This is a genomic window from Ruegeria sp. AP12, assembly GCF_056540025.1.
Genome location: NZ_JBQFVZ010000002.1, coordinates 579,236 through 603,095 on the forward strand (window position 1 = coordinate 579,236; position 23,860 = coordinate 603,095).

The following is a 23,860-nucleotide window of genomic DNA, read 5'->3' on the forward strand; positions in this document are numbered from 1 at the left end:
CCGCCCGGATTGCGCTATTGCCAGTGTCCTAGAAAACATGCGCGTCTGTCGCCCGCAACGGCGCAAGAGTCAAGCAATCAGCGGCCCGTCAGATGTTCCGGAAATCTCCGTGCCGCCCGGCCCCGTCCCGGAACCGCCCCGCGCCTGCGGTGCCTTCGCGGCGGATCGCTTCCAACCCGTTGGCCCATTCGAGCTTCAGCCCATCGCGCACAGACATCCCGCGCGTTTCGATGATCGAGCGTCGGTCAGCCCGCACCGCCTCTTGCGGGAAACGCGCGATGTCATGGGCCATGGCCTCGGCAGCGGCCCGCGCCTCGCCATGGGGCACAACCTTCTCGGCCAGCCCGATGCGATAGCATTCCTCGGCCTCGACCTTGCGCCCGGTCAGCGCGATTTCCAGCGCCTTGCCCTGCCCGACCAGACGCGGCAGGCGGACTGTCCCGCCATCCATCAGGGTCACGCCCCAGCGGCGGCAAAAGACACCTTGATAAGCGGTTTCGGCCATCACCCTGATATCGCACCACAAGGCAAGCTCCATCCCGCCCGCCACGGCGGCCCCCTCTATCGCACCGATCACCGGTTTCGACAATTCCAGACGCGATGGCCCCATTGGCCCCAATGTCGACGGGGCTGATCCTATGGGAAAGCCGTGTCTCTCGTAATACGCTTCACCCAGTTCCGGATCGGCCAGGGTTGCGGCCATCTTCAGGTCCCACCCTGCGCAGAAATTGCCGCCTTTGCCCCAGAACACCGCCACCTTGGCGTTGCTATGCTCAAACTCCAGAAAGGCATCGGCCAAGGCCTTCGCGTGATCGGCATCCACTGCATTGCGGGCCTCGGGCCGGTCATGAATGACGGTCCAGACATCCTCGGATTTTTCGATTGATACGGGCATGACGCGTCCTCCCTTGCAGTCACTGACCCAAGGGAAACCCGAGTTGCGCCACCTGTCTCCTGTGACGCCACGGCAGCAGCGGACCTGACCCTGCGTTACCCGCTGTTTCGCTGCGACCGCAGCTTGGCAAAGTAATCCAGTCGTTTCTTCAACTCACGCTCGAACCCGCGCTCGACCGGTTGATACAGAACGGGCCGTTTCATCGTCTCGGGAAAGTAGTTCTGGCCTGAAAAACCATCTTCGGCATCATGATCATATGCATAACCTGCGCCGTAGCCCTGATCTTTCATCAGCGAGGTCGGCGCGTTCAGGATATGCTTGGGCGGCGGCTCGCTGCCCGATTGCTTGGCCAGCCGCATCGCCGCCTTGTAGCCCACATAGGCCCCGTTCGATTTCGGAGCCAGCGCCAGATAGACCAGCGCCTGCGCCAGCGCCAACTCGCCCTCGGGCGAGCCGAGCCGTTCGTAGGTTTCCCACGACTGCAAACAAATCGCCTGCGCCTGCGGGTCGGCCAGACCGATATCCTCGACCGCCATACGGGTGATGCGCCGCGCCAGATAGCGCGGGTCTTCGCCGCCGGTCAGCATCCGCGCAAACCAGTAAAGCGCCGCATCGGGGTCTGAGCCGCGCACCGATTTGTGCAGGGCCGAGATCAGGTTGTAATGCTCGTCCCCCGACTTGTCGTACTTGGCCGCGCGGCGCATCAGACGTGTCGACAGCGCATCCGGGTCCAGCGGTGCATCGACGTTCCAGGCGGCGACTTGCTCGATCAGGTTCAGCAAGGCACGCCCGTCGCCGTCGGCCATTTCCTGCAGCGCATCGCGTGCCGCCGGAGTCAGAGGTAGGGTTTTGCCCAGTTCCTTCTCGGCCCGTTGGGCAAGACGCTCCAGATCTGCAAGGCTCAGACGCTCCAGCACCAACACCTGCGACCGGCTGAGCACAGCGGCGTTCAACTCGAAGGACGGGTTCTCGGTCGTCGCCCCGACCAACAGGATGGTGCCATCCTCCATATGCGGCAGGAATCCGTCCTGCTGGGCTTTGTTGAAGCGATGGATCTCATCCACGAAAAGCAAAGTACCCTGCCCGTTCTGACGCCGGATCTTTGCCGCCTCGAACACCTTTTTCAGGTCCGGAACCCCGGTGAAAATAGCGCTGATCTGAACGAAATGCAGATCGGTTTCCTGCGCCAGAAGCCGGGCGATCGTTGTCTTGCCGACACCCGGCGGCCCCCAGAAAATCAGGCTGGACAGGCTGCCCGAGGCCAGCATGACACCCAAAGGCGCATCCGGTCCCAGCACCTGCTGCTGCCCGATCACCTCGGCCAGCGTTTGCGGGCGCAGCCGATCCGCCAAAGGGCGATGAGGGGCCGGTGCAGGCTCGGTCGCGCCGGTGTCGAACAGGTCGCTCATGGCGTTACAGCCGGAACCGCAGTGACAGGGTGCGCCCGCCGCGCTGGATCGTCATCTGCACCCGACGGCTGGGATCGGTCAGCGCTTGCACAACGTCGCGCGGGCGTTCAATGGCGGCACCGTTGATCGCGTCCAGAACATCCCCGGTGCGCAGTCCGGCGCGCGCACCATATGGCCCGGGATCAATGACCACGACCCCGGTCTGGGTCAGGCGCAGCCCCAGCTTTGTGATAACCGCCGGGTTGACCCCTGATACCTTCAATTCGGGCAGCACCGTACGGTCGTCCAGAGTGGTTTCTTCAGCGGCAGGTGTTTCAGGCGCTTTGATCAGAGCCACTTCCACATCTTCGCGATCCTCGCCGCGTAACCGGGTCAGAACCGAGGTTCCACCGACCCCGGCAACGGACATGCGGAATTTCATCTCGGCGGGAGAGTTCACCTCATCCCCGTCCACGTGCGTTACCACATCGCCGACCCTCAGACCGGCCTCGGCCAGTGGGCTAAGGTCATGCAGATCTGAAATCACCACGCCCAATGGGATGGCCAGACCCAGCGACTCGGCGATATCCGCGCTCATGTGCTGGCCAGTGATCCCCGCCCAGGGGCTGACGAAACTGTCATTGCCGGCCTGCGCCTGCCGCAGAAACTCGGCCACCAGATTGGCCGGAATGGCAAAGCCGATCCCGTTGGACCCACCTGACCGCGTCAGGATCGAGGTATTGATCCCGATCAGATCGCCATTCACATCAATCAGCGCCCCGCCCGAGTTGCCCGGATTGATCGCCGCGTCGGTCTGAATGAAATACCCTCGCGCATTGCCCGTGGCTGTCCCGGTCCGTGCCAGACCCGAGATAATGCCCGATGACACCGTCTGCCCCACGCCAAACGGGTTACCGATGGCCAGCGCAAGCTCGCCCACCTCAACCTGATCCGAGTCCCGCAGGTTCAGGTATGGCAGGTCAGACGCATCCTCCAGCCGCAGAATGGCGATGTCGCTTTCCTCATGCCCCAGAACGACTGTCGCCGAAAACTCACGCCGGTCGGTTGTCACCACGCGGATTTCGGTCGCCGAGCCCACAACATGGTAATTCGACACCACATAGCCGTTATCGGACAGGATCACGCCCGAACCCAGCGAGTTTTGCACGCGCGGCTGCGGGGTGCCAAAGCCGCCACCAAAGAAATCCTGAAAGAACGGGTCCGAGAACAACGGATTGGCGCGCCCCTGCCGGACGATCTTGGCATAGATGTTCACAACCGCCGGAGCGGCTTGTTTGACGACCGGGGCAAAACCCAAGCTGATTTCAGCCTGGGACTGCGGAACCCGTGTCTCCGCTGTGGCAAGTGATGCCGACAAAATGGAGAAAGCTAAAACTGTCGCGCGCAGCATTCCGACCTCAATCTTCAGAGACCCGTAGGATATGCGGCCACCGGGCCGGTAATGCAAGCGCGGCACCCGTGACCGCGTTCGGGAAAAAGAAAACCCCCGCGTCCGGGACGCAGGGGTTTGCCAGTCAGATCGTCGGATCGACTTATTCTTCTGCAGCCTCTTCGGCAGCAACGCGGGCCTTGTCGGCCGCGCCTTTGGCGTCGACGTCACGATCAACGAATTCGATTATCGCCATCGGCGCCATGTCACCATAGCGGAAGCCAGCTTTCAGGATGCGGACATAACCGCCCTGACGCTCGGCGTAGCGGGGGCCCAGAACTTCGAACAGCTTTGCGACGTCCTTGTCTTCTTTCAGCTGTGCTGCGGCCTGACGGCGGGCGTGCAGGTCGCCGCGCTTGCCCAGAGTGACCAGCTTTTCGATGATCGGGCGCAGTTCTTTTGCCTTGGGCAGAGTTGTTTTGATTTGCTCATGTTCGATGAGCGAGCCAGCCATGTTCGCAAACAGCGCCTTGCGGTGCTCATGAGTACGGTTCAGGCGGCGGTAACCACGTGCGTGACGCATTTTTCAGTTCCTTCTTGCGTTTTGCTTTGTCTGGCACCCGATGCGTGTCAGGCGCTCTCCTTGGGGCATCATTGCCCTTGTTGTCCCCGGCAGTCCGGGCATTTTCGTGGATGGGTGAAATCACCCATCCTACTGGGGTTCGTCATGTAGGATGGGTGCTTGCACCCATCTCACCTCAGAACGCGTCTTCGAATTTCTTCGCCAGATCTTCGATGTTGTCGGGCGGCCAGTCCTCGACATCCATGCCAAGGTGCAGACCCATGCCGGACAGCACTTCCTTGATCTCGTTCAGCGATTTGCGGCCGAAGTTCGGGGTGCGCAGCATCTCGGCTTCGGTCTTCTGAATCAGATCGCCAATGTAAACGATGTTGTCGTTCTTCAGGCAGTTTGCCGAACGGACCGACAGTTCCAGCTCGTCCACTTTCTTCAGCAGAAGCGGGTTGAACTCCAGACCGTCGTCCTCGTCCTGGCGGCCAGCCGATTCCGGCTCGTCGAAGTTGACGAAGATCGACAGCTGATCCTGCAGGATGCGCGCAGCATAGGCCAGCGCGTCCTCGGGCGTGATCGACCCGTCGGTTTCGATCTTCAGGGTCAGCTTGTCATAGTCCAGAACCTGACCTTCACGGGTCGGCTGAACGTCATAGGCAACCTTTTTGACCGGCGAATAGATCGCGTCGATAGGGATCAGGCCGATAGGCGCATCTTCGGGCTTGTTCTTCTCAGCCGAAACGTAACCCTTGCCAGTGTTGACAGTCAGTTCCATGAACAGGTCGGCGCCATCGTCCAGGTGGCAGATGACGTGGTCGCGGTTCAGAACCTCGATACCGGCGCTTTCGCTGATGTCGCCAGCGGTGACAACGGCGGGGCCTTTGGCATTGATCGACAGACGCTTGGGGCCTTCGACTTCCATGCGCAGCGACACGCCTTTGAGGTTCAGGATGATGTCGGTGACGTCCTCACGCACGCCCGCAACCGAGGAGAACTCGTGCAGGACGTTGTCGATCTGAACGCTGGTGATGGCCGCGCCTTGCAGCGAGCTCATCAGAACGCGGCGCAGGGCGTTGCCCAAGGTCAGACCAAAGCCACGCTCCAGCGGTTCAGCAACCAGGGTTGCCTGACGTGCAGGGTCGTTGCCCGGCTTGCCGTCCAGCTGTGTCGGCTTGATCAATTCTGCCCAATTCTTGTGGATCATGTAATCCCTCCATTCCTGTCCGCGCCCCATGACCAACAAGGTGCAGACGCCCGAGGTTCAAAATGACGTGCTGGGGCCGTGCAAAAACACTGGCCCCAGCTCAATTCAAAATCGCTTAGACGCGGCGACGCTTCGGCGGGCGGCAGCCGTTGTGAGCAATCGGTGTCACGTCGCGGATCGACGTGATGTTGAAGCCCACGGCAGCCAGCGCGCGCAGAGCCGATTCACGACCCGAACCGGGGCCCTGAACTTCGACTTCCAGCGTCTTGACGCCATGTTCCTGCGCCTTCTTGCCTGCATCTTCAGCAGCCATCTGAGCGGCGTAGGGGGTCGATTTCCGCGATCCCTTGAAGCCCATGGTACCGGCAGACGACCACGAAATGGCGTTGCCCTGTACGTCCGAGATCAGGATCTTGGTGTTGTTGAAGGTCGAGTTCACATGGGCGACGCCCGATGCGATGTTCTTGCGCTCTTTGCGCTTAACGCGAGTCTTATCACGTGCCATCAGTCAGACCCTCCCTTATTTCTTCTTACCAGCGATGGCCTTTGCGGGGCCTTTGCGGGTACGAGCGTTGGTGTGGGTGCGCTGACCGCGAACCGGCAGGTTGCGGCGGTGACGCAGACCGCGATAGCAGCCCAGGTCCATCAGGCGCTTGACGTTCATCTGAACTTCACGACGCAGATCACCTTCAACGGTGTAGTTTTCGTCGATGTATTCGCGAATTTTCAGAACTTCGGCGTCGGACAGTTCGTTGACGCGACGGGTCGCTTCAATGCCCACGGCTTCGCAGATCGCTTTGGCCGAGGTGTTGCCGATACCGGTGATATATGTGAGGGCGATAGGTACCCGCTTGGCAGTCGGGATGTTTACGCCGGCAATACGTGCCACGTGTCACTTTCCTTTTTGTTGCGGTTCCGTAACTCCGGAACCTTTTTTCACAACACTTGATCTTGGCAGTGACGCCAGAGGATCCAGCATTATTTCGAGGTAGTCGGGGCAAACGGAACGAATCCCGCTTGCGGTCTTGATTCCCTATAGGGATGGGGGTCGATATGGGCTTTTCCTGTTCAGGTCAAGCCCATAAACGGTTCAACCTTTTCAGGCGTCCAGAACCTGCGCGATCGAGCCCTGAACCTCGGCAATCTCGCCCAGCCCGTTCACCTTGGTCAACGCACCTTTGGCATAGTAGTAGCCGATCAGCGGCGAGGTCTTTTTGTAGTATTCCATCAGACGGGTCTTGAGGCTTTCCTCATTGTCGTCGGCGCGGCGCTTGAAGTCGTTTTCCTTGCCGCAGTTGGTGCATTTGCCATCTGCAGGAATCGGCTTGGTGATGTCGTTATAGACTTCACCGCAACCGCCACAGGTCGACCGGGCCGTGATGCGCTGGACCAGCGCGGTATCGTCGACCTCCATCTCGATCACCGCGTCCAGGCTGTTGCCGGTGCTGTCCAGCAATTCACCCAGCGCGTCCGCCTGCGCCAGCGTGCGCGGGAAACCGTCAAAGATGAAACCACCCTCGGCACCCTGTTCCAGCTTTTCGCGGATCAGGCCGATGACGATCTCATCGGTGACCAGCTCACCCTTGGCCATGACCTCGGCCACGCGGTTGCCCATCTCGGTGCCGCTGTCCTTGGCCTCGCGCAGCATGTCACCAGTGCTCAGCTGGACCATGCCGCGTGTTTCGACCAGGTGACGCGCCTGCGTCCCTTTACCTGCCCCCGGGGGGCCAAGAAGAATGATGTTCATCGACGAGCGGGTCCCTTCCTGCCGCGTTTCTTGCTTTTGCCGCGCAGTTGGGACTTTTCGATCAGCCCTTCGTATTGATGCGCCAGCAAATGGCTCTGAACCTGCTGGATCGTGTCCATGGTTACAGAGACGATAATCAGAACCGAGGTGCCGCCGAAGTAGAACGGGATGGCAAACTGGCCCCGAAGGATTTCAGGCAACAGACAGACCGCTGCCAGATAGGCCGAGCCCAGAACCAGCACGCGGTTGACCACGTATTCCAGATATTCGGCGGTTTTCTTGCCCGGACGGATACCGGGAACAAAGCCGTTCTGCTTTTTCAGGTTATCCGCCACATCATCCGGTTTGAACGACACGTTGAATGTGTAGAAATAGGCGAAGAACACGATCATCGAGGCAAAGAACAGCAGATACAGCGGCTGTCCGGGGCCAAAGTTGGCCAGCATCCAGGACATGATCGGACCGTTGGCCGCCCCCGACGAGAAGGTCGAGATCGTCACCGGCAGCAGCAGCAGCGAGCTGGCAAAGATCGCGGGGATCACGCCCGCTGGGTTGACCTTGACTGGCAGGTGGCTGGATCCACCCTCGTACACTTTCATACCAGCCTGACGGCGCGGGTACTGAATGTGGATCTTGCGCAAGGCGCGCTCCATGAAGACCACAAAGGTAATCACGGCAATGACCATCACGATCACGCCCACGATCACGGCAGGGCTGATCGCGCCGCTGCGGCCCGAGGCAAAGAACTGCGCCAGCGCAGCCGGAACCTCGGCAATGATGCCGACGAAGATGATCAGGGAAATCCCGTTGCCGATGCCGCGCGCGGTGATCTGCTCACCCAGCCACATCAGGAACATGGTGCCGCCGACCAGAGTGATCATGGTCGAAAACCGGAAATACAGCCCCGGATCGGTCGCCAGATCGCCCGATTCCAGCGACACGGCCAGACCATAGGCCTGAACGGTGGCCAGCGCCACGGTGCCGAAACGGGTGTACTGGTTGATCTTCTTGCGCCCCTGCTCGCCCTCTTTCTTGAGCTGTTCGAGCGCGGGAACCATAGATGTCAGCAGCTGCACGATGATCGAGGCCGAGATATAAGGCATGATGCCGAGGGCAAAGATACCCATCCGACCCAGCGCCCCGCCGGTGAACATCGAAACCATGCCGCCGATGCCCTGCCCCGCCTGTTCCATGAACTCGCGCAGCGCCTGTCCGTCAATGCCCGGCACCGGAATGAAGGTGCCCAGACGATAGACGATCAGCAAACCCAGCGTGAACAGGATGCGGTTGCGCAGATCGGTGGCTTTGCCAAGGGCAGCCCAGCTTGTATTGGCTGCCATTTGTTCTGCTGCTGATACCATAAATCGGTCTCTCTTATGCAAACGCCGCCCGGAACCGTTTTCCGGCTCGGACGGCGTCTAGGAAAACTGTGAGGTCTATGTAAGCGGGTCTGGGCCCGCTCACAAGCGCTTACTCTGCCGCAGCAGCTTTTGTGACCTTAAGTGAGCCGCCCGCTTTCTCGACCGCTTCGACAGCGGCTTTCGAGGCACCGGTGACTTCCAGGTTCACCTTGGCGCTGATTTCGCCCTTGGCCAGAACGCGGATGCCGTCCAGCTTGCGACGAACCAGACCGGAAGCAACCAGCGCGTCTTCGGTGATCGCAGCTTTGGCGTCCAGCTTGCCGGCATCGACGAATTTCTGGATCAGGCCCAGGTTGATAACGGCGAATTCCTTGCGGTTCGGCTTGTTGAAGCCACGCTTGGGCAGGCGCTGGTACAGCGGCATCTGGCCGCCTTCGTAGCCGTTGATGGCCACACCCGAACGGGATTTCTGGCCTTTGATACCACGGCCACCCATTTTACCTTTGCCGGAACCCGGACCACGGCCAACGCGGGTGCGTTTCGGTGCGGCGCCAGGATTGTCGCGTAATTCGTTCAGTTTCATTTCGCTTCTCCTTAGCCGGATGTGACCCCCGAAGCGTGATGGGCCAAACACGGCGTTTCTTGGTTTTGATTCTCGTGGACGGAAATCCACCGGAGCGCTCTACAGCGTTGTGCCTTCAGTTGCAAGGTTTGTTGTCGACTGCCGCCAAAAAGCAAAAGAGGCGCCCGAACGGCGCCTCTTTCACTGTGAGTGGTGGGGTATTTTACGAGCAATATGCATGCTCACGCGCGATATCCGCGATATCGCAGCGACGAACGCCGATGTCGTCCAGTTCGCGGTTGCTCAGACGCTGCAGCTCGGAATAGGTGCGCTGGTATTCCGCCGCTCGGGCACGGGCTGCCTTGATGCGTTCAACCAAGGTTGCAACGCGGGCGCTGAAGTTGAATCCGGTGTTCGAAAAAGTAGCTGTGTTTGCCATATCTCATTTCCTTTCTGTATTGGGGCGTATTCCCCAATGTTCGCTTGTTTGTTCCTTGCTTGGACAAGGCTCAGATAGGCGCGGCTGGTAACGCTAACAACGGAAGTTTCGGTCTAGCCGCTATGCGTTTCGGGAATGGCAGGATCCTGCGCCATTTGACCGAGACCCTCTGGCCCGGCAAACCAGTATTGGCCCGGCCGCTTCTCACGTTTCGCAAAAATTGGTAGTCTTGCGCAGAAGTCAGCGCAGGATGCAGGGTGCAAAATCATGTCATTGGATCTTTTGACCAAGGGGGAAAAGTACTTTCTTCTATACACGGGAACCGGCACCGATCTGATATTCAACCGAGGCGTCGAGCTGCCGGGCTTTGCGTCATTTCCCCTGCTCGAGCATCCGGACACACGCGCAATTCTGGCTGACCAGATGGTCGAACTGGCGCAACTTGCGGGGGAACTGGGCCTGGGATGCATTCTGGACGCGCCCACCTGGATGGCAAACGCCGATCGCGCAGCCCCCTTGGGATATGACAAAGATCGACTGGATGCGGTCAATCGGGATGCAGTGTCCTTGATGGATGAAATCCGTCGGTCAGCCGGTCGTGACGACATTCTGGTATCCGCCTGCATCGGACCTCGTTACGATCCATATGCTGATATTCCCGCCATGCCAGAAGATGAAGCCTGCGCGTATCACACTGCTCAGCTGGCCACACTGAAAGAAACCAGCGTTGACCTCGTCACCGCCTACACGTTCAACCGTCCCTCCGAGGCGATTGGGTGCATTCTTGCAGCGCGGCGTCTGAATCTGCCTATCGTGATGTCATTGGTTGTGGAAACCGACGGTCGGCTGGCCAGCGGCCTGAGTCTTGCCGAAGCGATAGACCAAATAGATGAAGCGACAGATGCGTCAGCGCTGTTCCATATGGTCAACTGCGCTCATCCGTCCCATTTCGCGAGTGCCATGGACAATCACCCCCGGTTGAAAGGGGTCGTTGCCAATGCCTCAAGCTGCTCGCACGCCGAACTCGACGAGGCCGAGTATCTTGACGAAGGCAACCCGTGGCAACTGGGACGGGAAATTGCCCAAATCGTGAAAGAAAACCCGTCTGTGCATGTATTCGGCGGGTGCTGTGGGACAGATATGCGACACCTGCGTCGTATGGGTTCGGAAGTGAACGCTGACGTGATTTCGATGAAGGAAACGAAACTTTAGACTCGTCAAATCGAAACCCTCAAACGAAAAACACCCCCGAAAGTTCCTGACGCATTCCGTGCGGTGGGACATAAGACTGTGGCCCTTCGCCTCCTGTTCTGTCGTCAGGACTATTGAGCCGTAAGGCAGCATCTCTTTCAGCAAGGCGAAGTGCGCGCCCTTGGTGTAGATGTCCCGGGTAGTTACGCCTTTGAACGATCCCCGCTCATCTGTTTCGTCGAAGGGGAAGCCAAACCAGCCTTCAGAAATCTCGCGGATCTTGGTGATCATGCCGTCGGTGCGGTTCATGATCTCTTTGCGTTCGTCCTGCTGTTCCTTCGTCCTCTTTGGCATTCGCCGCTTGGCACGTATCTGGAACGCTCGAATCTCGTTCACGCAGGCTCCAAAGAACTGGCTCTCATGAAACCGACCGGTTGGACGCTGCCAGGAAAACTTCGGCGCCGATGCGACCTTACTACCGGGATATTCTTGTGAGAGGTTTTGGGGCTGTCCGTCTTCGTCCAGATACGTCGAGTTGAAAACGTCGAAGGGGGCAACCCTGGGATCAAAATCGACGTCGAGCCGATAAACGTAACCGCTGCGTGCATCGGCGGTGACCGCGCAATTCAACTGGGTATTCCGTCGGTCAGCCGCGGTTTCCCAGTTCACCGTCAGAACCATGTCATCATGGCTGAGGCGATGTTCGATCAACTCGCCGCTCTTTTCGACTTTGGACTTCCAACGGCGCAGCATCTCGCGCTCGTAGGCAAGGTAGACCTCCTCGAACCAAGCGATGCGATCGTAGATACGGGACATGCCGATGCTTTTGCCGGTCGCAATGCTTAGGGTTCTCTGAATATCAATGATGCCTGCACTGTTTAGGACTGCGCCGAGGATGCGAAGGTTGTCCGCGGTGTTTTTCTGCCCAGCATGAGGCAGGGACACAGAAAAGCGCGCCCCTTTCTTGCCCTTGCACGGCTTGTGCACCACTCGAATAGATTTTGGAGCGGCGTTTCTCTTTGCAGGCTTGCCGCTCCGGTCCTTGGTTCTTTCATGTGCGCCATTCAGCGCAAACTCGTCAGGCTTGTCGAGAAGACGCACACCGCAAGCGCCGCATGAAGGTCCATCGAGGACGCCATTGTAGTTCCGCAACCGGTCGACTTCTTCCGCAAGATGGACGGGGGAGAGGATTGAGAACCCGGAATTGCATGGTGAACCATCCCGAGTTTGACCGAGACAGCGAATGGTTCTCTGATCCGACCACTCGTGAGGATTATCCTCAAACTGGAATGCGGTGGAAACGCGCAGATGTTTTTTCTGGGAGCCAGCGAGCTTGTATGCGCCAGGACCATTGGTCTCATAGAGCTTGAACTGTCCCGGGGTGAGGTCCGGCCGCTTTGACCGCCAGAGTTCCCGCCGCTCTGCGCGCTCCGTCATTGGATGACCGAAGTTGGAACAGTCGGGATTGCCACAGGTATTGATTTTGTGCTCGCCGGCGCCCGGATAGAGCTGCGAGAGCTTGAAGTTGAAAGTAGCCAAGCCTGACATCGGAACCTCGAATATGCGCGGTTCCGCCTTGAGTCGTTTTTTCGACCAGAAAGCAGAAAGCGCGCGCAATTTGGAGTGGTCACGGAAGAAAATCCGTGGATTCCGCACCAATGCGAACATCAAGCTTGTGGCCGAAAGATATTGGCTCTATTTTGAGAACCAGAAGCGAAAATATTTGGTTTGATTGAACTTTTTTCGCGCCGAGTGACCGTCTGAGGTGCCCGAGAAAATTTTCTCGGGATTTTGGCGTTATGGCCCTGTGATCTGCAAATCAATTTCCCCTTCAAAATCAAAACCCTGCCGCGACTTGCGCGACAGGGTTTGTTGTTGGCGTGTCCCACCCCACGGAATGCGTCAGAAAGTTCCGGGGGTGTTTTCTGTTTGAAGTTCAATCGCGCTTAGTCGCGCTCTTCGATGATCTCAACCAGATGCGGGATCTTGTTGACCATGCCGCGAACCGAAGGCGTATCTTCCAGCTCGCGGGTGCGGTGCATCTTGTTCAGGCCCAGACCGATCAGGGTTGCGCGCTGTTCGGCGGGGCGGCGGATCGGGGAACCGATCTGCTTGACGACGATGGTTTTTGCCATGGGTCGCTCTCCTTATGCTTCTGCTTCAGCAGCAGCTGGTGCTTCGTCCCGCTTGGGCAGGATGTCAGCAACTTTTTTGCCACGACGTGCGGCAACCGAACGCGGGCTCTGCTCTTTCTGCAGGCCGTTGATGGTGGCGCGGATCATGTTGTACGGGTTCTGCGAGCCCAGCGACTTGGACACAACGTCCTTGACGCCCAGCATTTCGAACACGGCACGCATCGGACCACCGGCGATGATACCAGTACCTTCAGGTGCGGTGCGCATAACCACTTTACCGGCGCCGTGACGGCCCTCGATGTCGTGGTGCAGGGTCCGACCTTCGCGCAGTTGCACGCGGATCATCTGACGCTTGGCTTGTTCAGTCGCCTTACGGATGGCTTCAGGTACTTCTTTCGCTTTACCCTTGCCAAAGCCGACGCGGCCTTTCTGATCGCCGACAACCACTAGAGCGGCGAAGCCAAAGCGCTTACCACCTTTTACGGTTTTCGACACGCGGTTGATTGCGACCAGGCGATCTGCAAATTCCGGTGCTTCTTCACGGTCGCGGCCACGGCCCCGACGGTTTTCACGTTCTGCCATTTGGCATCCCTTTTCTCATGTGGCGCTTGTCGCGCCAGTTTTCTCAATCGAAGTGAGCCACGAAAAAAATCCAGGCCCCCCGATCATCGAGGCGGGCGGACCCGCCTTCAAAGCAAGATGGGTGCAAGCACCCATCCTACGGTTCTTTGTCGTGTAGGATGGGTGCTTGCACCCATCGCCACATCAGATCTTCAGACCACCTTCACGCGCGGCGTCGGCAACTGCCTTCACCTTGCCGTGGAACAGGAAGCCACCACGATCGAAATAGGCCTCTTCGACGCCTGCCTTCTTGGCACGCTCGGCGATGGCCGCGCCCACTTTGGTGGCCGCTTCGACGTTGTTCTTGCCAACAACACCCAGATCTTTTTCCAGGGTCGAGGCCGAGGCCAGGGTCACGCCACGAACGTCGTCGATCAGCTGAACGCTGATGTTCTTGTTCGAACGGTGAACCGACAGGCGTACACGGCCGGCGTTGACTTTGCGAAGTTTGTTCCGAACGCGCAGGCGGCGCTTCAGAAACAGGGTTCTTTTGCTGTTTGCCATTGTTTGCGTCCTTACTTCTTCTTGCCTTCCTTGCGGAAGATGAACTCGCCCTTATAGCGGATGCCCTTGCCTTTGTACGGCTCGGGACGGCGCCATTCGCGGATTTTGGCCGCGACTTCGCCCACCTGCTGCTGGTCGATACCTTCCACAACGATCTCGGTCTGCTTCGGCGCGGTGATGGTGACACCTTCCGGAGCAGTGAAATCAACATCGTGGCTGTAGCCCAGGTTCAGCTTCAGGGTGTTGCCCTGCATCTGAGCCCGGTAACCCACACCCTGGATCTCCAGCTCTTTTTTGAAGCCAGTCGTCACACCGGTCACCAGATTGGCAACCATGGTGCGGCTCATGCCCCACTGCTGGCGGGCACGCTTGGACATGCCACGAGGGTCGATCTTGACCACATTGTCTTCAACCGACAGCGTAACATCGTCGGTGGCGGTGAAGCTGCGGGTGCCTTTCGGACCTTTCACTTCAATGGTCTGACCCGACACAGAGGCGGTTACGCCGCTGGGCAGCTCGACCGGCTTTTTACCAATTCGAGACATTGCAGACCTCCTTAGAAGACGGTGCAGAGCACTTCGCCGCCAACATTGTTGGAGCGAGCGTTTGCGTCCGACATCACACCTTTCGGAGTGCTGACAATCGACACGCCCAGACCCTGACGGACCTGCGGGATGTCATTGACGCCCATATAGACGCGACGGCCGGGCTTCGAGACCCGCTTCAGTTCGCGAATGACAGGGGTGCCTTCGTAGTATTTCAGGCTGATTTCGATGGCCGGATGACCGTTTTCACCGGTCGTCTTTTCATAGCCACGGATGTAGCCTTCGTCCGCCAGCACATCCAGAACCCAACCGCGCAGCTTGGAAGCCGGGGTGGAAACGGTGGACTTGCCGCGCATTTGCGCGTTGCGGATACGGGTGAGCATATCGCCGATAGGATCATTCATATCTATGTCTCCCTTACCAGCTCGATTTCACCATGCCGGGGATCTGACCAGCAGAACCCAGCTCGCGCAGCGCGATACGGCTGACCTTCAGCTTACGGTAGTAAGCGTGGGGACGACCGGTCAGCTGACAACGGTTGTGCAGACGGGTAGCCGAGCTGTTGCGCGGCAGTTTCGCCAGTTTCAGACGCGCTTTGAAACGCTCTTCCATCGGGCGGCTCTCGTCATTCGCGATTTCTTTCAGCTCGGCACGCTTTGCGGCATATTTGGCCACCAGGCGTTCGCGCTTCTTCTCGCGTTCGATCATTGCTTTTTTAGCCATGTCTCAATCCTCCCGGCGCTTACGCGTTGAACGGCATGTTGAAAGCTTTCAACAGTGCCTTAGCTTCAGCGTCGGTTTTCGCTGTGGTGGCAATTACGATATCCAGGCCCCAGACCTCGTCGACCTTGTCGAAATCGATTTCCGGGAACACGATGTGCTCTTTCATGCCCATGGCAAAGTTGCCCTGACCATCGAAAGACGGCTTCACACCGCGGAAGTCACGAACGCGCGGCAGCGCGATGGTGATCAGACGATCCAGGAATTCGTACATCCGGTCACCGCGCAGGGTCACTTTCGCGCCCAGCGGCATGTCCTCCCGGACGCGGAAACCCGCGATCGACTTCTTCGCCTTGGTTGAAACGGCCTGTTGACCAGCGATTGCAGTCAGATCCTCGACAGCGGCTTTCGCTTTCTTCGAGTCCTTGACCGCCTCAGCACCACAACCGATGTTCAGAACGATCTTGTCCAGCTTGGGCAGCTGCATGTCGTTCTTGTAGCCGAACTCTTCTTTCAGAGCGGCACGGATGGTTTCAACGTACTGAGCTTTCAGACGCGGGGTGTAGGTTGCGGAATCAAGCATCGATCACGTCCCCTGTGGTCTTGGCGAAGCGCACCTTCTTGTCACCTTCCATGCGGAAGCCAACGCGGGTTGCTTTGCCGTTCTTGTCCAGCAGCGCCAGGTTCGACAGCTCGATCGGGTTTGCCTGAGGCAGGCGACCACCTTGCGAGTTCTGCGACTGACGGGTGTGGCGGATGGCGATGTTGATGCCATCGACAACAGCTTTACCGGCTTTGGGGTCAACCGAGGAAATGGTTCCCTCTTTGCCCTTGTCCTTGCCGGCCAGCACGACGACCTTGTCGCCTTTGCGGAGTTTAGCAGCCATGATTACAGCACCTCCGGAGCCAGCGAGATGATTTTCATGAAGTTCTTGCCGCGCAGTTCGCGAACAACGGGGCCAAAGATACGGGTACCTACGGGCTCGTTGTTGTTGTTCAGGATGACGGCGGCGTTGCGATCGAAACGGATCGCGGTGCCGTCTTCGCGACGGACTTCCTTGGCGGTGCGTACGACGACGGCCTTGCGGACGTCCCCTTTCTTTACGCGGCCGCGCGGGATGGCTTCCTTCACCGAGACGACAATGATGTCGCCGACGGAGGCGTATTTACGCTTGGAACCACCCAGGACCTTGATGCACTGAACTCGGCGTGCGCCGGAGTTGTCAGCGACATCCAGATTGGTCTGCATCTGGATCATGTGGTTTCTCCCGACCTGTGGGGGCTGGTCTTGTTAGATCCCCCAGGGTTTCGACAAATGGGAAAATCCCGGAGGCTTACGCCTCCAGCACTTCCCAACGTTTCGTCTTCGATTTCGGCGCGCATTCGATGATGCGGACTGTGTCACCGACCTTGAAGGCGTTCTTTTCATCGTGAGCCCGGTATTTCTTGGACTTACGGATGGTTTTCTTCAGAACCGGATGCGTAAAGCGGCGCTCGACGGATACGGTTACGGTCTGTTCGTTGGCGTCGCTGGTCACGGTGCCTTGCAGGATACGCTTGGGCATCTGATTACTCCTCGGATGCCGCGGCAGCGGCCTTTTCGTTCAGAATGGTTTTGACACGGGCAGCATTGCGGCGGGCCGCTTTGATACCGGCTGTGTTTTCCAGCTGACCGGTTGCCTGTTGAAAGCGCAGGTTAAAGCTTTCTTTCTTCAGGTTGGCCAGTTCCTCGCGGAGCTGGTCCGGGGTCTTGTCACGCAGTTCTTGGGCGTTCATCGCCTTTTTCCTTTGCTCAAAACACCAGAAGGCCCCGTACACGGGTCACCTTTGACCTGGTGGATGAATGATAGACACACGAATCGCCCGACAATGCCGGGAGATCACAGGATGCCGCCGTATAAGGGTTTGGGGGGTGGGTGGCAAGAGGAAGTTTAAGGCTTTCCGTGTATGGGAGTTTAGCGATCATCCCAAAAACAAAACGTTGCGTAGTCGTTCACCCAACAGGCTTCTTCACGCTGTAGGTCACGCTGGATTCCGTGAGCGTGAGCGGCATAGGGTTCGCCGTTCCACGCAACTACGCCGGTCCCATCATCCTCGACATAGAAACCGCCCCAATACTTACCGTTGTAGGTTTTGAAATCAAAGGAGCCGAAACCATCGGTCGGGTCAAATTCGCATGGCCCATCAACCTTGGTTTCCCCATATTCAATAATAAGGCATGAAACCTCTCTGGCCTGCCCTAGCTGTGCAAAAGAGGGTGTGACAACACTAAGACTGCCGATCAATGCAAAACAGATCTTCTTCATTTCTCTCGTTACTTCTTGGTTGTGGAACTAAGTCGGCATTTGATTTTAAGGGAACAATATGCAGGCGACTCGTATGATCCGGTAAACTTCTACTTCCAGTTAAGAACACTAATAATTCTAGCAAGCTACAATCAGGGCTCCGCCCGTTCGCCCCTCAATCGCTCCACCGGAGCGATTGCCGCTGCGCGGACCGGGGCTCACTCCCACTTATAATTGAAACTCACCGAAATCCGCTCGTCCTCGGCCATGTTCATCGGCACCTCGTGGCGCAGCCAGCTTTCCCATAGCAGAACGTCCCCCACCTTCGGCTTCATATAGATGAACGGCTGCAAGTCCCGCCGCCCGCCTTTAAGACGTGTCGGCGCGGCCATCATGCGGCCCGAGCGGGGGTCTTCCAGTTTCAGCGCGCTCGCCCCTTCGGGCATTGCCACGTAGGTCGTGCCTGAAATGACGCTGTGCGGATGCAGGTGACTGGAGTGCATCCCGCCCTCGGGCAGGATGTTGATCCACAGATCCTCAAGCTTCAGCGCGCCCTCACCCAGATCGAATTCCAGATCCTTGGCAAAGGCCGCGACGTGCTGGTCCAGCGCCTTGACCAAATCGGCGAAGATCGGGAAGCGCCAGGGCAGATCGGTCAGCGAGGCATAGCTGGTATAGCCGGGATAGCCGTTCTCTTCGCACCATTCCTGCCCGGCCTCATCATCCTCGGCGATGACAAGGCAAGAGCTTTCCAACTCATCCGCGTCGATCTTGGGATCGAACTCAGACAAGGCGGCGCGGTAAAGACGGGTAACGAAGAGTGATTCAATCTGTGCCATGCCCTGGCTATAGCCCAGCCGGGACGCAAGGGCGAGACCAGCCGCCTTAGAAAAGCGGCTGGTCGGGTGCGACCAATCGTTTAGCATTTATTGTGTATCGAAATGCGCTGCCTCGACCTTCGGTCGAACGCGCCTTCCGATGCTTGCACTCGGCAAAAAGCCAAACGCTTTAATACAAACGCTTAATAGAAGTAGCGCAGCCAGATATAAACGTTGGCGATCATCAGGGTCAGGATCATGATCGGGAAGGCCATGATCGCGAACTTGACGAAACCGATGGGCTGCTTGGCCTTCTCGGCAAAGGCCGCAACGGTCAGGTTGGCGCTTGCGCCCAGCAGCGTGCCGTTGCCGCCCAGACAGGCGCCAAGGGCCAGCGACCACCACAAGGGCTCGATCGCCTCGGGACCGCCAAACGTGTCGGCGGTGGATTCGATCAGCGGGATCATCGTCGCCACAAAGGGGATGTTATCCAGAATGGCCGACAGGATGCCCGACGCCCAGAAGATGAAGAACGCGGTCCACATCATGTCGCCCTCAGTCAGTTCCAGAACCTTCTGGCCGAAGAAGTCCAGCAGACCCACGTGTTCCACACCCGCGACAATCACAAACAGGCCGCCGAAGAAGAAGATCGTGATCCACTCGACCTCGCCAAAGATGTGGTGCACGGATTCGGATTGCTCTTCGCCGTGCTGGTGACCATAGGCCAGCAGCATCAGCAGCGCCGCACCCGCCAGCGCCGAGGTTCCGGGCTGGACGCCATAGCTGTGGCCCAGAGTGAAGCCCAGCAAAACCAGCGCCAGAACGAACAGGGATTTGATCATCAGCCGGACATCGGTGATCGCTTCGTCTTCGTTAAAGCGCATGATCTTTTCACTGGCGGATTTTGGAATGGCGGCCAGCGTGCGGCGGTTCATCAGATAGATGATGCCGGTCAGAACAACCAGACAGATCGCCGAGATCGGGGCCAAATTGACCACAAATTCGTTGAAGCTCAGCCCTGCGGCCGAGCCGATGATGATGTTGGGCGGGTCACCGATCAGCGTGGCCGTACCACCAACGTTCGAGGCCAGAATTTCGGCAAAGAAGAACGGAAAGACCGGTGTTTCCAGCGCATCCGTGATCAGCAGGGTAATCGGCGCGATCAGCAGCACCGTGGTCACGTTATCCAGAAGCGCGGAAAACACCGCCGTGATCAGCGTCAGCATGATCAGGATGCCGGTCGGGTTGGCCTTCACAAGTTTTGACGCCTTGATCGCCACATATTGAAACAGCCCGCATTTGCTGGTGATCCCCACAATCACCATCATGCCGATCAGCAGTGCAAGCGTGTTTGCATCCACCCCGGCGACGGCCTGTTCCTGATTGAGGATGCCAAACAACACCATCAGCGATGCGCCCAGCATGGCAAGAATGGCGCGGTTCACCTTTTCAGTGATCAGCACCGCGTAAACGGCGACAAGAATGCCAGTGGCAATCCACAGAGGATCAACCCCCAACAGTTGAGGAACGGAGAACGCGTGTTCTCCATGCGAAACAGAATGATCGGTCACAATTTTGGTCCGGTATTTTAGGGGTTAACTCAGCGCGTGATCTATCAGCGAGTTCGGGCTGACAGTGCCGACAAACCGTTTGGTGTCGGGCTCAACCAGGAACACATGGCGCTTGAATTTGTGGATCAGGAAGATGCCCTCCATCACCGGCGTATCCGGGGCGGTCACGGGGATATTGGCCGGGTTGGACGTGTGATCGCCGACCCGTTCCTCATTCAGGCGCGTGACCTGTTCGCGGAAATCTTCCTTGGTCAGATCCATGAAGCTCAGGTTGCTGATTGGCACCCGGCTTGTTTCCGAGCTCATGCCGATCAGTGCGGCCTTGGGCAGGATCATCTTGATCAGGGTCGGTGCGGTAAACACACCCAGAAACTTTCCGTTCTCGTCGACAACCGGAAGAAAGCGCACCCGGCTGTCCCGAATGATATCGAACGCTTTTGCGACAGTGTCATCCGGATGTATCGTTTTCTGCGTTTCAGGCGAGACCATCACGTCCCGGCAGGTAAGGCCCATCGTTTTCCTCGGCTTTCGAACTGTATCGCGGCGCTCAGCTGTTTTTGCTGGTTGGCGAAAGCACACTTGCACACTTGCCAAACACCGAGCCCGCGAGAGAATGTCGTTGATGCGGGCGTCATTTCACTAACCGGTGGGATTGGCCAGACTTCAAATAGATTTTTTTTCAGGACGTCGGGTGAATATCGCGCCCGGCACGCGTTTTGGCGGACGGAAGCGCCCAAAGGCTATTGCTGCAACAGGTCAGGCCAGTACCCATTCGCCTTTGCGATATTCTCATCGATCCTGTTGGCCCAGATGCGCCGGACCTCGATACTGTAATTCAGGTAAAGTTTGTCGTCCCAGATACGCCACGCAATCGGGTCCACGTCCGCCACCGCATTCTGACTTGCGGCATAGGCACAATAGCCGCCGAACTGAGGTGCGAACCTGTCCGGGTCAGACAGAAACTCCTGCCGGTTTTCGTCGTTCAGAAATACCCAGGTGGCCCCATTGTATTCGGCACTGATCTCGGGATCGCCTTTTTGCGGATTGCCGCCGCGCCAATAGCTCATGACGTCGTAGCCGTTCATGGCCAGACCGTTGAAATGGCCCAGGTTCACTTCGGGTGAGGCCGCCCCGAGGGGTGTCGCGCTAAACAAAACCGCAAAAGTCAGGAACACAGACACCACGACGTCGTGGATGGTTCGGACAATGGTTGTCATGGCGGTCCTTCCCGGCAAAGCTACCGTTAACACTGCCACGTCTGACGCCACAATGCCATTCAACTGTGGGTGCGCATGACCATAGCGCAACAGAACGCCCCGCCGACCGCCCGGCAGGGTCGGTTGTTTCAAGGCCGGGTTTTCAGACCGCCCCCTTCTGGCCGAGACCCGCTTTGGTTCAGGTCTTAATCAATGATGCGCCCCTTGCCGCAGCGTGGCGTCGGGCGACCGCCATCGGCATAGGCCACACATAACACCACCTCATCCGGCAAAGGCGCGTCAGATATGGTCAGGGTCATCGTATCATAGTGGTTGATCGACCATGGATCGTCCTTGTGCCCCAGCGGCAAGTCCAAGGCGCAACCCGGCGCGCCCAGTTTGGCGTTTGACGGAATGACAGCTTCGCCGCCGCCAATCGCCGCGCGCATCGGGGCACCAAGCTTGGGGTGGATGAGTGCTCCGCCATGCTCGGCATCTCCGCTCAGGCCCACAATCGCGGCCTTTCCGTATGAGATCGGCGCAGCCTTCAACTCGGCAACGGCATCAGCCACCAATTCCGCGCCCAATGTGCCGCCAATGTCGAACAACGCACTCAGATCCTCGGAAAACACGCCCGCCAAAGGGTTTTTGAACACCGCCACAGCCGCGACACGGGTGATCGGCGCGCAGGGCTGGCCCATCTGGTCAGAGGTAATCACCTCTTTGAAAAGGAGTTTCTTGCGCAGCTGAACCATCGAGGCCTCCTGTTGTTCCGACAGCAAATCAGGGGCGACTTTGTGGTTCATCAACCAAATACGCAATCCAAATCCAACGCCATGACACAGAAATGAAAAACCCCCGCCGGTATCCCGACGGGGGTCAAATTTGTCACGAACGGGGTTACCCCCGGGTCGCTTACCAGTCTTCGCGGACCACGACGCGGGTCTTGATCGGCAGCTTCATCGCGGCCAGGCGCAGGGCCTCGCGGGCGATGTCGTCATTGACGCCGTCGATCTCGAACATCACGCGGCCAGGCTTGACCTTGCAGGCCCAGCGGTCGACCGAACCTTTACCTTTACCCATACGAACTTCGATCGGCTTTGCAGTGACCGGAGTGTCCGGGAAGATGCGGATCCAGACGCGGCCCTGACGCTTCATGTGACGCGTCATGGCACGACGTGCAGCTTCGATCTGGCGTGCGGTTACACGCTCAGGCTCAAGAGCTTTCAGGCCGTAGGTGCCAAAGTTCAGATCAGAGCCGCCCTTGGCGAGACCCTTGATCCGGCCTTTGTGCATCTTGCGGAATTTAGTACGCTTTGGTTGAAGCATATCTTTCCCTCCTTAGCGACGACCGCCACCAGCACCACGAGGTGCAGGGCCGTCCTGGAGTTCCTGTGCTTTACGGTCACGTGCCTGCGGATCGTGCTCCATGATCTCACCTTTGAAGATCCAGACCTTGATCCCGATGATCCCATAGGGGGTCATCGCTTCGGCATGTGCGTAATCGATGTCGGCACGCAGGGTGTGCAGAGGCACGCGGCCTTCGCGGTACCACTCGGTCCGTGCGATTTCGGCGCCGCCCAGACGACCAGCGACGTTCACCCGGATACCCAGGGCGCCCATGCGCATGGCGTTCTGAACCGAGCGCTTCATTGCGCGGCGGAACGAGACACGACGCTCCAGCTGCTGAGCGATGGACTCGGCAACCAGCTGCGCGTCAAGCTCGGGCTTGCGCACTTCGACGATGTTCAGGTGCAGTTCGCTGTCGGTCATACGAGCAAGCTTTTTGCGCAGAACTTCGATGTCTGCACCTTTCTTGCCGATGATGACACCGGGACGTGCAGTGTGGATCGTGACGCGGCACTTCTTGTGCGGACGTTCGATGATCACACGGGCAACACCGGCCTGCTTGCACTCTTTGTTGATGAACTCACGGATCTTGAGGTCTTCCAGCAGAAGATCACCGTAGTCCTTGGTGTCGGCGTACCAGCGGCTGTCCCAGGTGCGGTTGACCTGCAGGCGCATGCCGATCGGATTTACTTTATGACCCATTAGGCTTGCTCCTCAACTTGACGCACCTTGATGGTGATCTCCGAGAACGGCTTCATGATCTTGCCGAAACGGCCACGGGCACGCGGGCGACCGCGCTTCATGACCAGGTTCTTGCCAACCCATGCTTCGGCGACGATCAGTTCGTCAACGTCCAGGTTGTGGTTGTTTTCGGCATTCGCGATTGCGGATTGCAGGCACTTCTTGACGTCCTGCGCGACGCGCTTGTTCGAGAAAGTCAGGTCGGTCAGAGCCTTCTCGACTTTCTTGCCGCGGATCATCTGCGCAACCAGGTTCAGTTTCTGCGGGCTGGTGCGAAGCATACGGGTTTTCGCCATTGCTTCGTTTTCAGCCACGCGGCGGGGGTTCTTTTCCTTGCCCATGACTTACTTCCGCTTCGCTTTTTTGTCTGCGGCGTGGCCATAATAGGTACGGGTCGGCGAGTATTCACCGAACTTCTGACCGATCATGTCTTCCGAGACGTTGACGGGAATGTGCTTCTGGCCGTTGTACACACCAAAGGTCAGACCCACAAACTGGGGCAGAATGGTGGAACGACGCGACCAGATCTTGATGACTTCGTTGCGGCCCGACTCGCGCGCTGCTTCGGCTTTTTTCAGCACGTAAGCATCGACGAAAGGACCCTTCCAAACAGAGCGAGACATGGA

General features: G+C 58.3%; 33 protein-coding genes. 1 reads left to right on the forward strand and 32 read right to left on the reverse strand.

The annotated features are described in order from the left end of the window. Positions 1-88: 88 nt before the first annotated feature. The 11 genes from ACR0E6_RS10685 to ACR0E6_RS10735 all read right to left on the reverse strand — a co-directional run bounded on the left by ACR0E6_RS10685 (position 89) and on the right by ACR0E6_RS10735 (position 9,557). Positions 89-895 carry a crotonase/enoyl-CoA hydratase family protein gene (locus ACR0E6_RS10685; RefSeq protein ID WP_480583096.1) on the reverse strand — a complete coding sequence of 269 codons (807 nt, stop codon included), beginning with the start codon at positions 893-895 and terminating at the stop codon, positions 89-91. A gap of 95 nt (positions 896-990) precedes the next feature. Then, entirely contained in the window at positions 991-2,304 is a 1,314-nt protein-coding gene (locus ACR0E6_RS10690) for a replication-associated recombination protein A (RefSeq protein ID WP_480583099.1), read from the reverse strand. A gap of 4 nt (positions 2,305-2,308) precedes the next feature. Then, positions 2,309-3,694, reverse strand: coding sequence for a trypsin-like peptidase domain-containing protein (locus ACR0E6_RS10695; RefSeq protein ID WP_480583102.1), 1,386 nt, complete (start codon positions 3,692-3,694; stop codon positions 2,309-2,311). 142 nt (positions 3,695-3,836) lie between these two features. Then, a complete protein-coding gene (gene rplQ / locus ACR0E6_RS10700) occupies positions 3,837-4,256 on the reverse strand; it encodes a 50S ribosomal protein L17 (protein WP_170334079.1) in 420 nt (139 codons plus the stop codon). A gap of 175 nt (positions 4,257-4,431) precedes the next feature. Beyond that, complete coding sequence (locus ACR0E6_RS10705; protein ID WP_170377644.1) at positions 4,432-5,448, reverse strand: DNA-directed RNA polymerase subunit alpha; 1,017 nt, start codon at positions 5,446-5,448, stop codon at positions 4,432-4,434. A gap of 115 nt (positions 5,449-5,563) precedes the next feature. Next, entirely contained in the window at positions 5,564-5,953 is a 390-nt protein-coding gene (rpsK, locus tag ACR0E6_RS10710; RefSeq protein ID WP_008757289.1) for a 30S ribosomal protein S11, read from the reverse strand. Between the two features lie 15 nt (positions 5,954-5,968). Next, positions 5,969-6,337 (reverse strand): 30S ribosomal protein S13, encoded by a 369-nt coding sequence (gene rpsM / locus ACR0E6_RS10715; RefSeq protein WP_170456119.1) that lies wholly within the window; start codon positions 6,335-6,337, stop codon positions 5,969-5,971. A 210-nt stretch (positions 6,338-6,547) separates the two neighbouring features. After that, complete coding sequence (locus tag ACR0E6_RS10720) at positions 6,548-7,195, reverse strand: adenylate kinase (protein ID WP_170634780.1); 648 nt, start codon at positions 7,193-7,195, stop codon at positions 6,548-6,550. Next, complete coding sequence (gene secY / locus ACR0E6_RS10725; protein ID WP_170456125.1) at positions 7,192-8,556, reverse strand: preprotein translocase subunit SecY; 1,365 nt, start codon at positions 8,554-8,556, stop codon at positions 7,192-7,194. Before secY ends, ACR0E6_RS10720 begins: the two co-directional genes overlap by 4 nt. 109 nt (positions 8,557-8,665) lie before the next feature. Next, entirely contained in the window at positions 8,666-9,139 is a 474-nt protein-coding gene (gene rplO / locus ACR0E6_RS10730) for a 50S ribosomal protein L15 (RefSeq protein ID WP_170456127.1), read from the reverse strand. A 202-nt stretch (positions 9,140-9,341) separates the two neighbouring features. Next, on the reverse strand, positions 9,342-9,557 hold the full coding sequence (locus tag ACR0E6_RS10735) for a DUF1127 domain-containing protein (protein WP_170524959.1): 216 nt from the start codon (positions 9,555-9,557) through the stop codon (positions 9,342-9,344). A gap of 267 nt (positions 9,558-9,824) precedes the next feature. On the opposite strand from ACR0E6_RS10735, the gene ACR0E6_RS10740 reads away from it, so the two are divergent. After that, complete coding sequence (locus ACR0E6_RS10740) at positions 9,825-10,769, forward strand: homocysteine S-methyltransferase family protein (RefSeq protein WP_480583106.1); 945 nt, start codon at positions 9,825-9,827, stop codon at positions 10,767-10,769. A gap of 1,925 nt (positions 10,770-12,694) precedes the next feature. Here the strand turns inward: ACR0E6_RS10740 and rpmD are convergent. From rpmD to rpsS, 21 genes are all read right to left on the reverse strand, one after another. Then, complete coding sequence (gene rpmD, locus ACR0E6_RS10745; protein WP_170456133.1) at positions 12,695-12,883, reverse strand: 50S ribosomal protein L30; 189 nt, start codon at positions 12,881-12,883, stop codon at positions 12,695-12,697. Between the two features lie 12 nt (positions 12,884-12,895). Continuing rightward, entirely contained in the window at positions 12,896-13,465 is a 570-nt protein-coding gene (gene rpsE, locus ACR0E6_RS10750) for a 30S ribosomal protein S5 (RefSeq protein WP_155148691.1), read from the reverse strand. 183 nt (positions 13,466-13,648) lie between these two features. Next, positions 13,649-14,008 (reverse strand): 50S ribosomal protein L18, encoded by a 360-nt coding sequence (rplR, locus tag ACR0E6_RS10755; RefSeq protein WP_039523386.1) that lies wholly within the window; start codon positions 14,006-14,008, stop codon positions 13,649-13,651. Between the two features lie 11 nt (positions 14,009-14,019). Next, positions 14,020-14,553, reverse strand: a complete 534-nt coding sequence (rplF, locus tag ACR0E6_RS10760; RefSeq protein WP_170456135.1) for a 50S ribosomal protein L6 — start codon at positions 14,551-14,553, stop codon at positions 14,020-14,022. Positions 14,554-14,564: 11 nt separating this feature from the next. Then, positions 14,565-14,957: a 30S ribosomal protein S8 gene (gene rpsH / locus ACR0E6_RS10765; protein WP_068340741.1), complete on the reverse strand. Its 393-nt coding sequence runs from the start codon at positions 14,955-14,957 to the stop codon at positions 14,565-14,567. 13 nt (positions 14,958-14,970) lie between these two features. Beyond that, positions 14,971-15,276: a 30S ribosomal protein S14 gene (gene rpsN, locus ACR0E6_RS10770; RefSeq protein WP_068340744.1), complete on the reverse strand. Its 306-nt coding sequence runs from the start codon at positions 15,274-15,276 to the stop codon at positions 14,971-14,973. 19 nt (positions 15,277-15,295) lie between these two features. After that, positions 15,296-15,856 carry a 50S ribosomal protein L5 gene (gene rplE / locus ACR0E6_RS10775; RefSeq protein ID WP_170524974.1) on the reverse strand — a complete coding sequence of 187 codons (561 nt, stop codon included), beginning with the start codon at positions 15,854-15,856 and terminating at the stop codon, positions 15,296-15,298. Further along, the gene (gene rplX, locus ACR0E6_RS10780; protein WP_170456139.1) at positions 15,849-16,160 is read right to left on the reverse strand and encodes a 50S ribosomal protein L24; all 312 of its coding nucleotides are present in this window, start codon (positions 16,158-16,160) and stop codon (positions 15,849-15,851) included. The genes rplE and rplX overlap by 8 nt, the downstream gene beginning before the upstream one ends. A 2-nt stretch (positions 16,161-16,162) precedes the next feature. After that, positions 16,163-16,531, reverse strand: a complete 369-nt coding sequence (rplN, locus tag ACR0E6_RS10785; RefSeq protein WP_008757934.1) for a 50S ribosomal protein L14 — start codon at positions 16,529-16,531, stop codon at positions 16,163-16,165. Positions 16,532-16,607: 76 nt separating this feature from the next. Then, on the reverse strand, positions 16,608-16,838 hold the full coding sequence (gene rpsQ, locus ACR0E6_RS10790; RefSeq protein WP_068340771.1) for a 30S ribosomal protein S17: 231 nt from the start codon (positions 16,836-16,838) through the stop codon (positions 16,608-16,610). A 4-nt stretch (positions 16,839-16,842) separates the two neighbouring features. Beyond that, positions 16,843-17,049, reverse strand: a complete 207-nt coding sequence (gene rpmC, locus ACR0E6_RS10795) for a 50S ribosomal protein L29 (RefSeq protein WP_010437082.1) — start codon at positions 17,047-17,049, stop codon at positions 16,843-16,845. A 179-nt stretch (positions 17,050-17,228) separates the two neighbouring features. Further along, entirely contained in the window at positions 17,229-17,579 is a 351-nt protein-coding gene (locus tag ACR0E6_RS10800) for a hypothetical protein (RefSeq protein ID WP_170456140.1), read from the reverse strand. A gap of 197 nt (positions 17,580-17,776) precedes the next feature. Further along, on the reverse strand, positions 17,777-18,397 hold the full coding sequence (locus tag ACR0E6_RS10805) for a 2OG-Fe(II) oxygenase family protein (RefSeq protein WP_480583111.1): 621 nt from the start codon (positions 18,395-18,397) through the stop codon (positions 17,777-17,779). Positions 18,398-18,579: 182 nt separating this feature from the next. Next, a complete protein-coding gene (locus ACR0E6_RS10810; RefSeq protein ID WP_170456144.1) occupies positions 18,580-19,947 on the reverse strand; it encodes an ArsB/NhaD family transporter in 1,368 nt (455 codons plus the stop codon). Between the two features lie 24 nt (positions 19,948-19,971). Next, the gene (locus tag ACR0E6_RS10815) at positions 19,972-20,460 is read right to left on the reverse strand and encodes a CBS domain-containing protein (RefSeq protein WP_170456146.1); all 489 of its coding nucleotides are present in this window, start codon (positions 20,458-20,460) and stop codon (positions 19,972-19,974) included. A gap of 227 nt (positions 20,461-20,687) precedes the next feature. Beyond that, positions 20,688-21,164 (reverse strand): YHS domain-containing (seleno)protein, encoded by a 477-nt coding sequence (locus ACR0E6_RS10820; RefSeq protein ID WP_480583115.1) that lies wholly within the window; start codon positions 21,162-21,164, stop codon positions 20,688-20,690. 185 nt (positions 21,165-21,349) lie between these two features. Further along, a complete protein-coding gene (locus ACR0E6_RS10825) occupies positions 21,350-21,898 on the reverse strand; it encodes an amino acid synthesis family protein (protein WP_480583118.1) in 549 nt (182 codons plus the stop codon). A gap of 160 nt (positions 21,899-22,058) precedes the next feature. Further along, a complete protein-coding gene (gene rplP / locus ACR0E6_RS10830; protein WP_058283513.1) occupies positions 22,059-22,472 on the reverse strand; it encodes a 50S ribosomal protein L16 in 414 nt (137 codons plus the stop codon). A gap of 12 nt (positions 22,473-22,484) precedes the next feature. Next, the gene (rpsC, locus tag ACR0E6_RS10835; RefSeq protein ID WP_008758042.1) at positions 22,485-23,195 is read right to left on the reverse strand and encodes a 30S ribosomal protein S3; all 711 of its coding nucleotides are present in this window, start codon (positions 23,193-23,195) and stop codon (positions 22,485-22,487) included. After that, the gene (gene rplV, locus ACR0E6_RS10840; protein WP_039538267.1) at positions 23,195-23,575 is read right to left on the reverse strand and encodes a 50S ribosomal protein L22; all 381 of its coding nucleotides are present in this window, start codon (positions 23,573-23,575) and stop codon (positions 23,195-23,197) included. The genes rpsC and rplV overlap by 1 nt, the downstream gene beginning before the upstream one ends. A 3-nt stretch (positions 23,576-23,578) precedes the next feature. After that, entirely contained in the window at positions 23,579-23,857 is a 279-nt protein-coding gene (gene rpsS, locus ACR0E6_RS10845) for a 30S ribosomal protein S19 (protein WP_005980699.1), read from the reverse strand. Positions 23,858-23,860: the final 3 nt, after the last annotated feature.

What these genes read in the sequence shown, in the direction of transcription:
- ACR0E6_RS10720 (WP_170634780.1), bottom strand. Translation starts at nt 7,195, where the DNA reads ATGAACATCATTCTTCTTGGCCCCCCGGGGGCAGGTAAAGGGACGCAG.
- ACR0E6_RS10705 (WP_170377644.1), bottom strand. Translation starts at nt 5,448, where the DNA reads ATGATCCACAAGAATTGGGCAGAATTGATCAAGCCGACACAGCTGGAC.
- secY (WP_170456125.1), bottom strand. Translation starts at nt 8,556, where the DNA reads ATGGTATCAGCAGCAGAACAAATGGCAGCCAATACAAGCTGGGCTGCC.
- rplF (WP_170456135.1), bottom strand. Translation starts at nt 14,553, where the DNA reads ATGTCTCGAATTGGTAAAAAGCCGGTCGAGCTGCCCAGCGGCGTAACC.
- rplQ (WP_170334079.1), bottom strand. Translation starts at nt 4,256, where the DNA reads ATGCGTCACGCACGTGGTTACCGCCGCCTGAACCGTACTCATGAGCAC.
- rplN (WP_008757934.1), bottom strand. Translation starts at nt 16,531, where the DNA reads ATGATCCAGATGCAGACCAATCTGGATGTCGCTGACAACTCCGGCGCA.
- rplV (WP_039538267.1), bottom strand. Translation starts at nt 23,575, where the DNA reads ATGGGCAAGGAAAAGAACCCCCGCCGCGTGGCTGAAAACGAAGCAATG.
- ACR0E6_RS10825 (WP_480583118.1), bottom strand. Translation starts at nt 21,898, where the DNA reads ATGGTTCAGCTGCGCAAGAAACTCCTTTTCAAAGAGGTGATTACCTCT.
- ACR0E6_RS10815 (WP_170456146.1), bottom strand. Translation starts at nt 20,460, where the DNA reads ATGGGCCTTACCTGCCGGGACGTGATGGTCTCGCCTGAAACGCAGAAA.
- ACR0E6_RS10735 (WP_170524959.1), bottom strand. Translation starts at nt 9,557, where the DNA reads ATGGCAAACACAGCTACTTTTTCGAACACCGGATTCAACTTCAGCGCC.
- rpsE (WP_155148691.1), bottom strand. Translation starts at nt 13,465, where the DNA reads ATGGCAGAACGTGAAAACCGTCGGGGCCGTGGCCGCGACCGTGAAGAA.
- rplP (WP_058283513.1), bottom strand. Translation starts at nt 22,472, where the DNA reads ATGCTTCAACCAAAGCGTACTAAATTCCGCAAGATGCACAAAGGCCGG.
- ACR0E6_RS10690 (WP_480583099.1), bottom strand. Translation starts at nt 2,304, where the DNA reads ATGAGCGACCTGTTCGACACCGGCGCGACCGAGCCTGCACCGGCCCCT.
- rpmC (WP_010437082.1), bottom strand. Translation starts at nt 17,049, where the DNA reads ATGAACGCCCAAGAACTGCGTGACAAGACCCCGGACCAGCTCCGCGAG.
- rpsK (WP_008757289.1), bottom strand. Translation starts at nt 5,953, where the DNA reads ATGGCACGTGATAAGACTCGCGTTAAGCGCAAAGAGCGCAAGAACATC.
- rplR (WP_039523386.1), bottom strand. Translation starts at nt 14,008, where the DNA reads ATGGCAAACAGCAAAAGAACCCTGTTTCTGAAGCGCCGCCTGCGCGTT.
- rplO (WP_170456127.1), bottom strand. Translation starts at nt 9,139, where the DNA reads ATGAAACTGAACGAATTACGCGACAATCCTGGCGCCGCACCGAAACGC.
- ACR0E6_RS10800 (WP_170456140.1), bottom strand. Translation starts at nt 17,579, where the DNA reads ATGAAGAAGATCTGTTTTGCATTGATCGGCAGTCTTAGTGTTGTCACA.
- ACR0E6_RS10685 (WP_480583096.1), bottom strand. Translation starts at nt 895, where the DNA reads ATGCCCGTATCAATCGAAAAATCCGAGGATGTCTGGACCGTCATTCAT.
- ACR0E6_RS10695 (WP_480583102.1), bottom strand. Translation starts at nt 3,694, where the DNA reads ATGCTGCGCGCGACAGTTTTAGCTTTCTCCATTTTGTCGGCATCACTT.
- rplE (WP_170524974.1), bottom strand. Translation starts at nt 15,856, where the DNA reads ATGCTTGATTCCGCAACCTACACCCCGCGTCTGAAAGCTCAGTACGTT.
- rpmD (WP_170456133.1), bottom strand. Translation starts at nt 12,883, where the DNA reads ATGGCAAAAACCATCGTCGTCAAGCAGATCGGTTCCCCGATCCGCCGC.
- rpsQ (WP_068340771.1), bottom strand. Translation starts at nt 16,838, where the DNA reads ATGCCCAAGCGTATCCTGCAAGGCACCGTGACCAGCGACGCCAACGAA.
- ACR0E6_RS10805 (WP_480583111.1), bottom strand. Translation starts at nt 18,397, where the DNA reads ATGGCACAGATTGAATCACTCTTCGTTACCCGTCTTTACCGCGCCGCC.
- rpsS (WP_005980699.1), bottom strand. Translation starts at nt 23,857, where the DNA reads ATGTCTCGCTCTGTTTGGAAGGGTCCTTTCGTCGATGCTTACGTGCTG.
- ACR0E6_RS10740 (WP_480583106.1), top strand. Translation starts at nt 9,825, where the DNA reads ATGTCATTGGATCTTTTGACCAAGGGGGAAAAGTACTTTCTTCTATAC.
- rplX (WP_170456139.1), bottom strand. Translation starts at nt 16,160, where the DNA reads ATGGCTGCTAAACTCCGCAAAGGCGACAAGGTCGTCGTGCTGGCCGGC.
- ACR0E6_RS10820 (WP_480583115.1), bottom strand. Translation starts at nt 21,164, where the DNA reads ATGACAACCATTGTCCGAACCATCCACGACGTCGTGGTGTCTGTGTTC.
- rpsN (WP_068340744.1), bottom strand. Translation starts at nt 15,276, where the DNA reads ATGGCTAAAAAAGCAATGATCGAACGCGAGAAGAAGCGCGAACGCCTG.
- rpsC (WP_008758042.1), bottom strand. Translation starts at nt 23,195, where the DNA reads ATGGGTCATAAAGTAAATCCGATCGGCATGCGCCTGCAGGTCAACCGC.
- rpsH (WP_068340741.1), bottom strand. Translation starts at nt 14,957, where the DNA reads ATGAATGATCCTATCGGCGATATGCTCACCCGTATCCGCAACGCGCAA.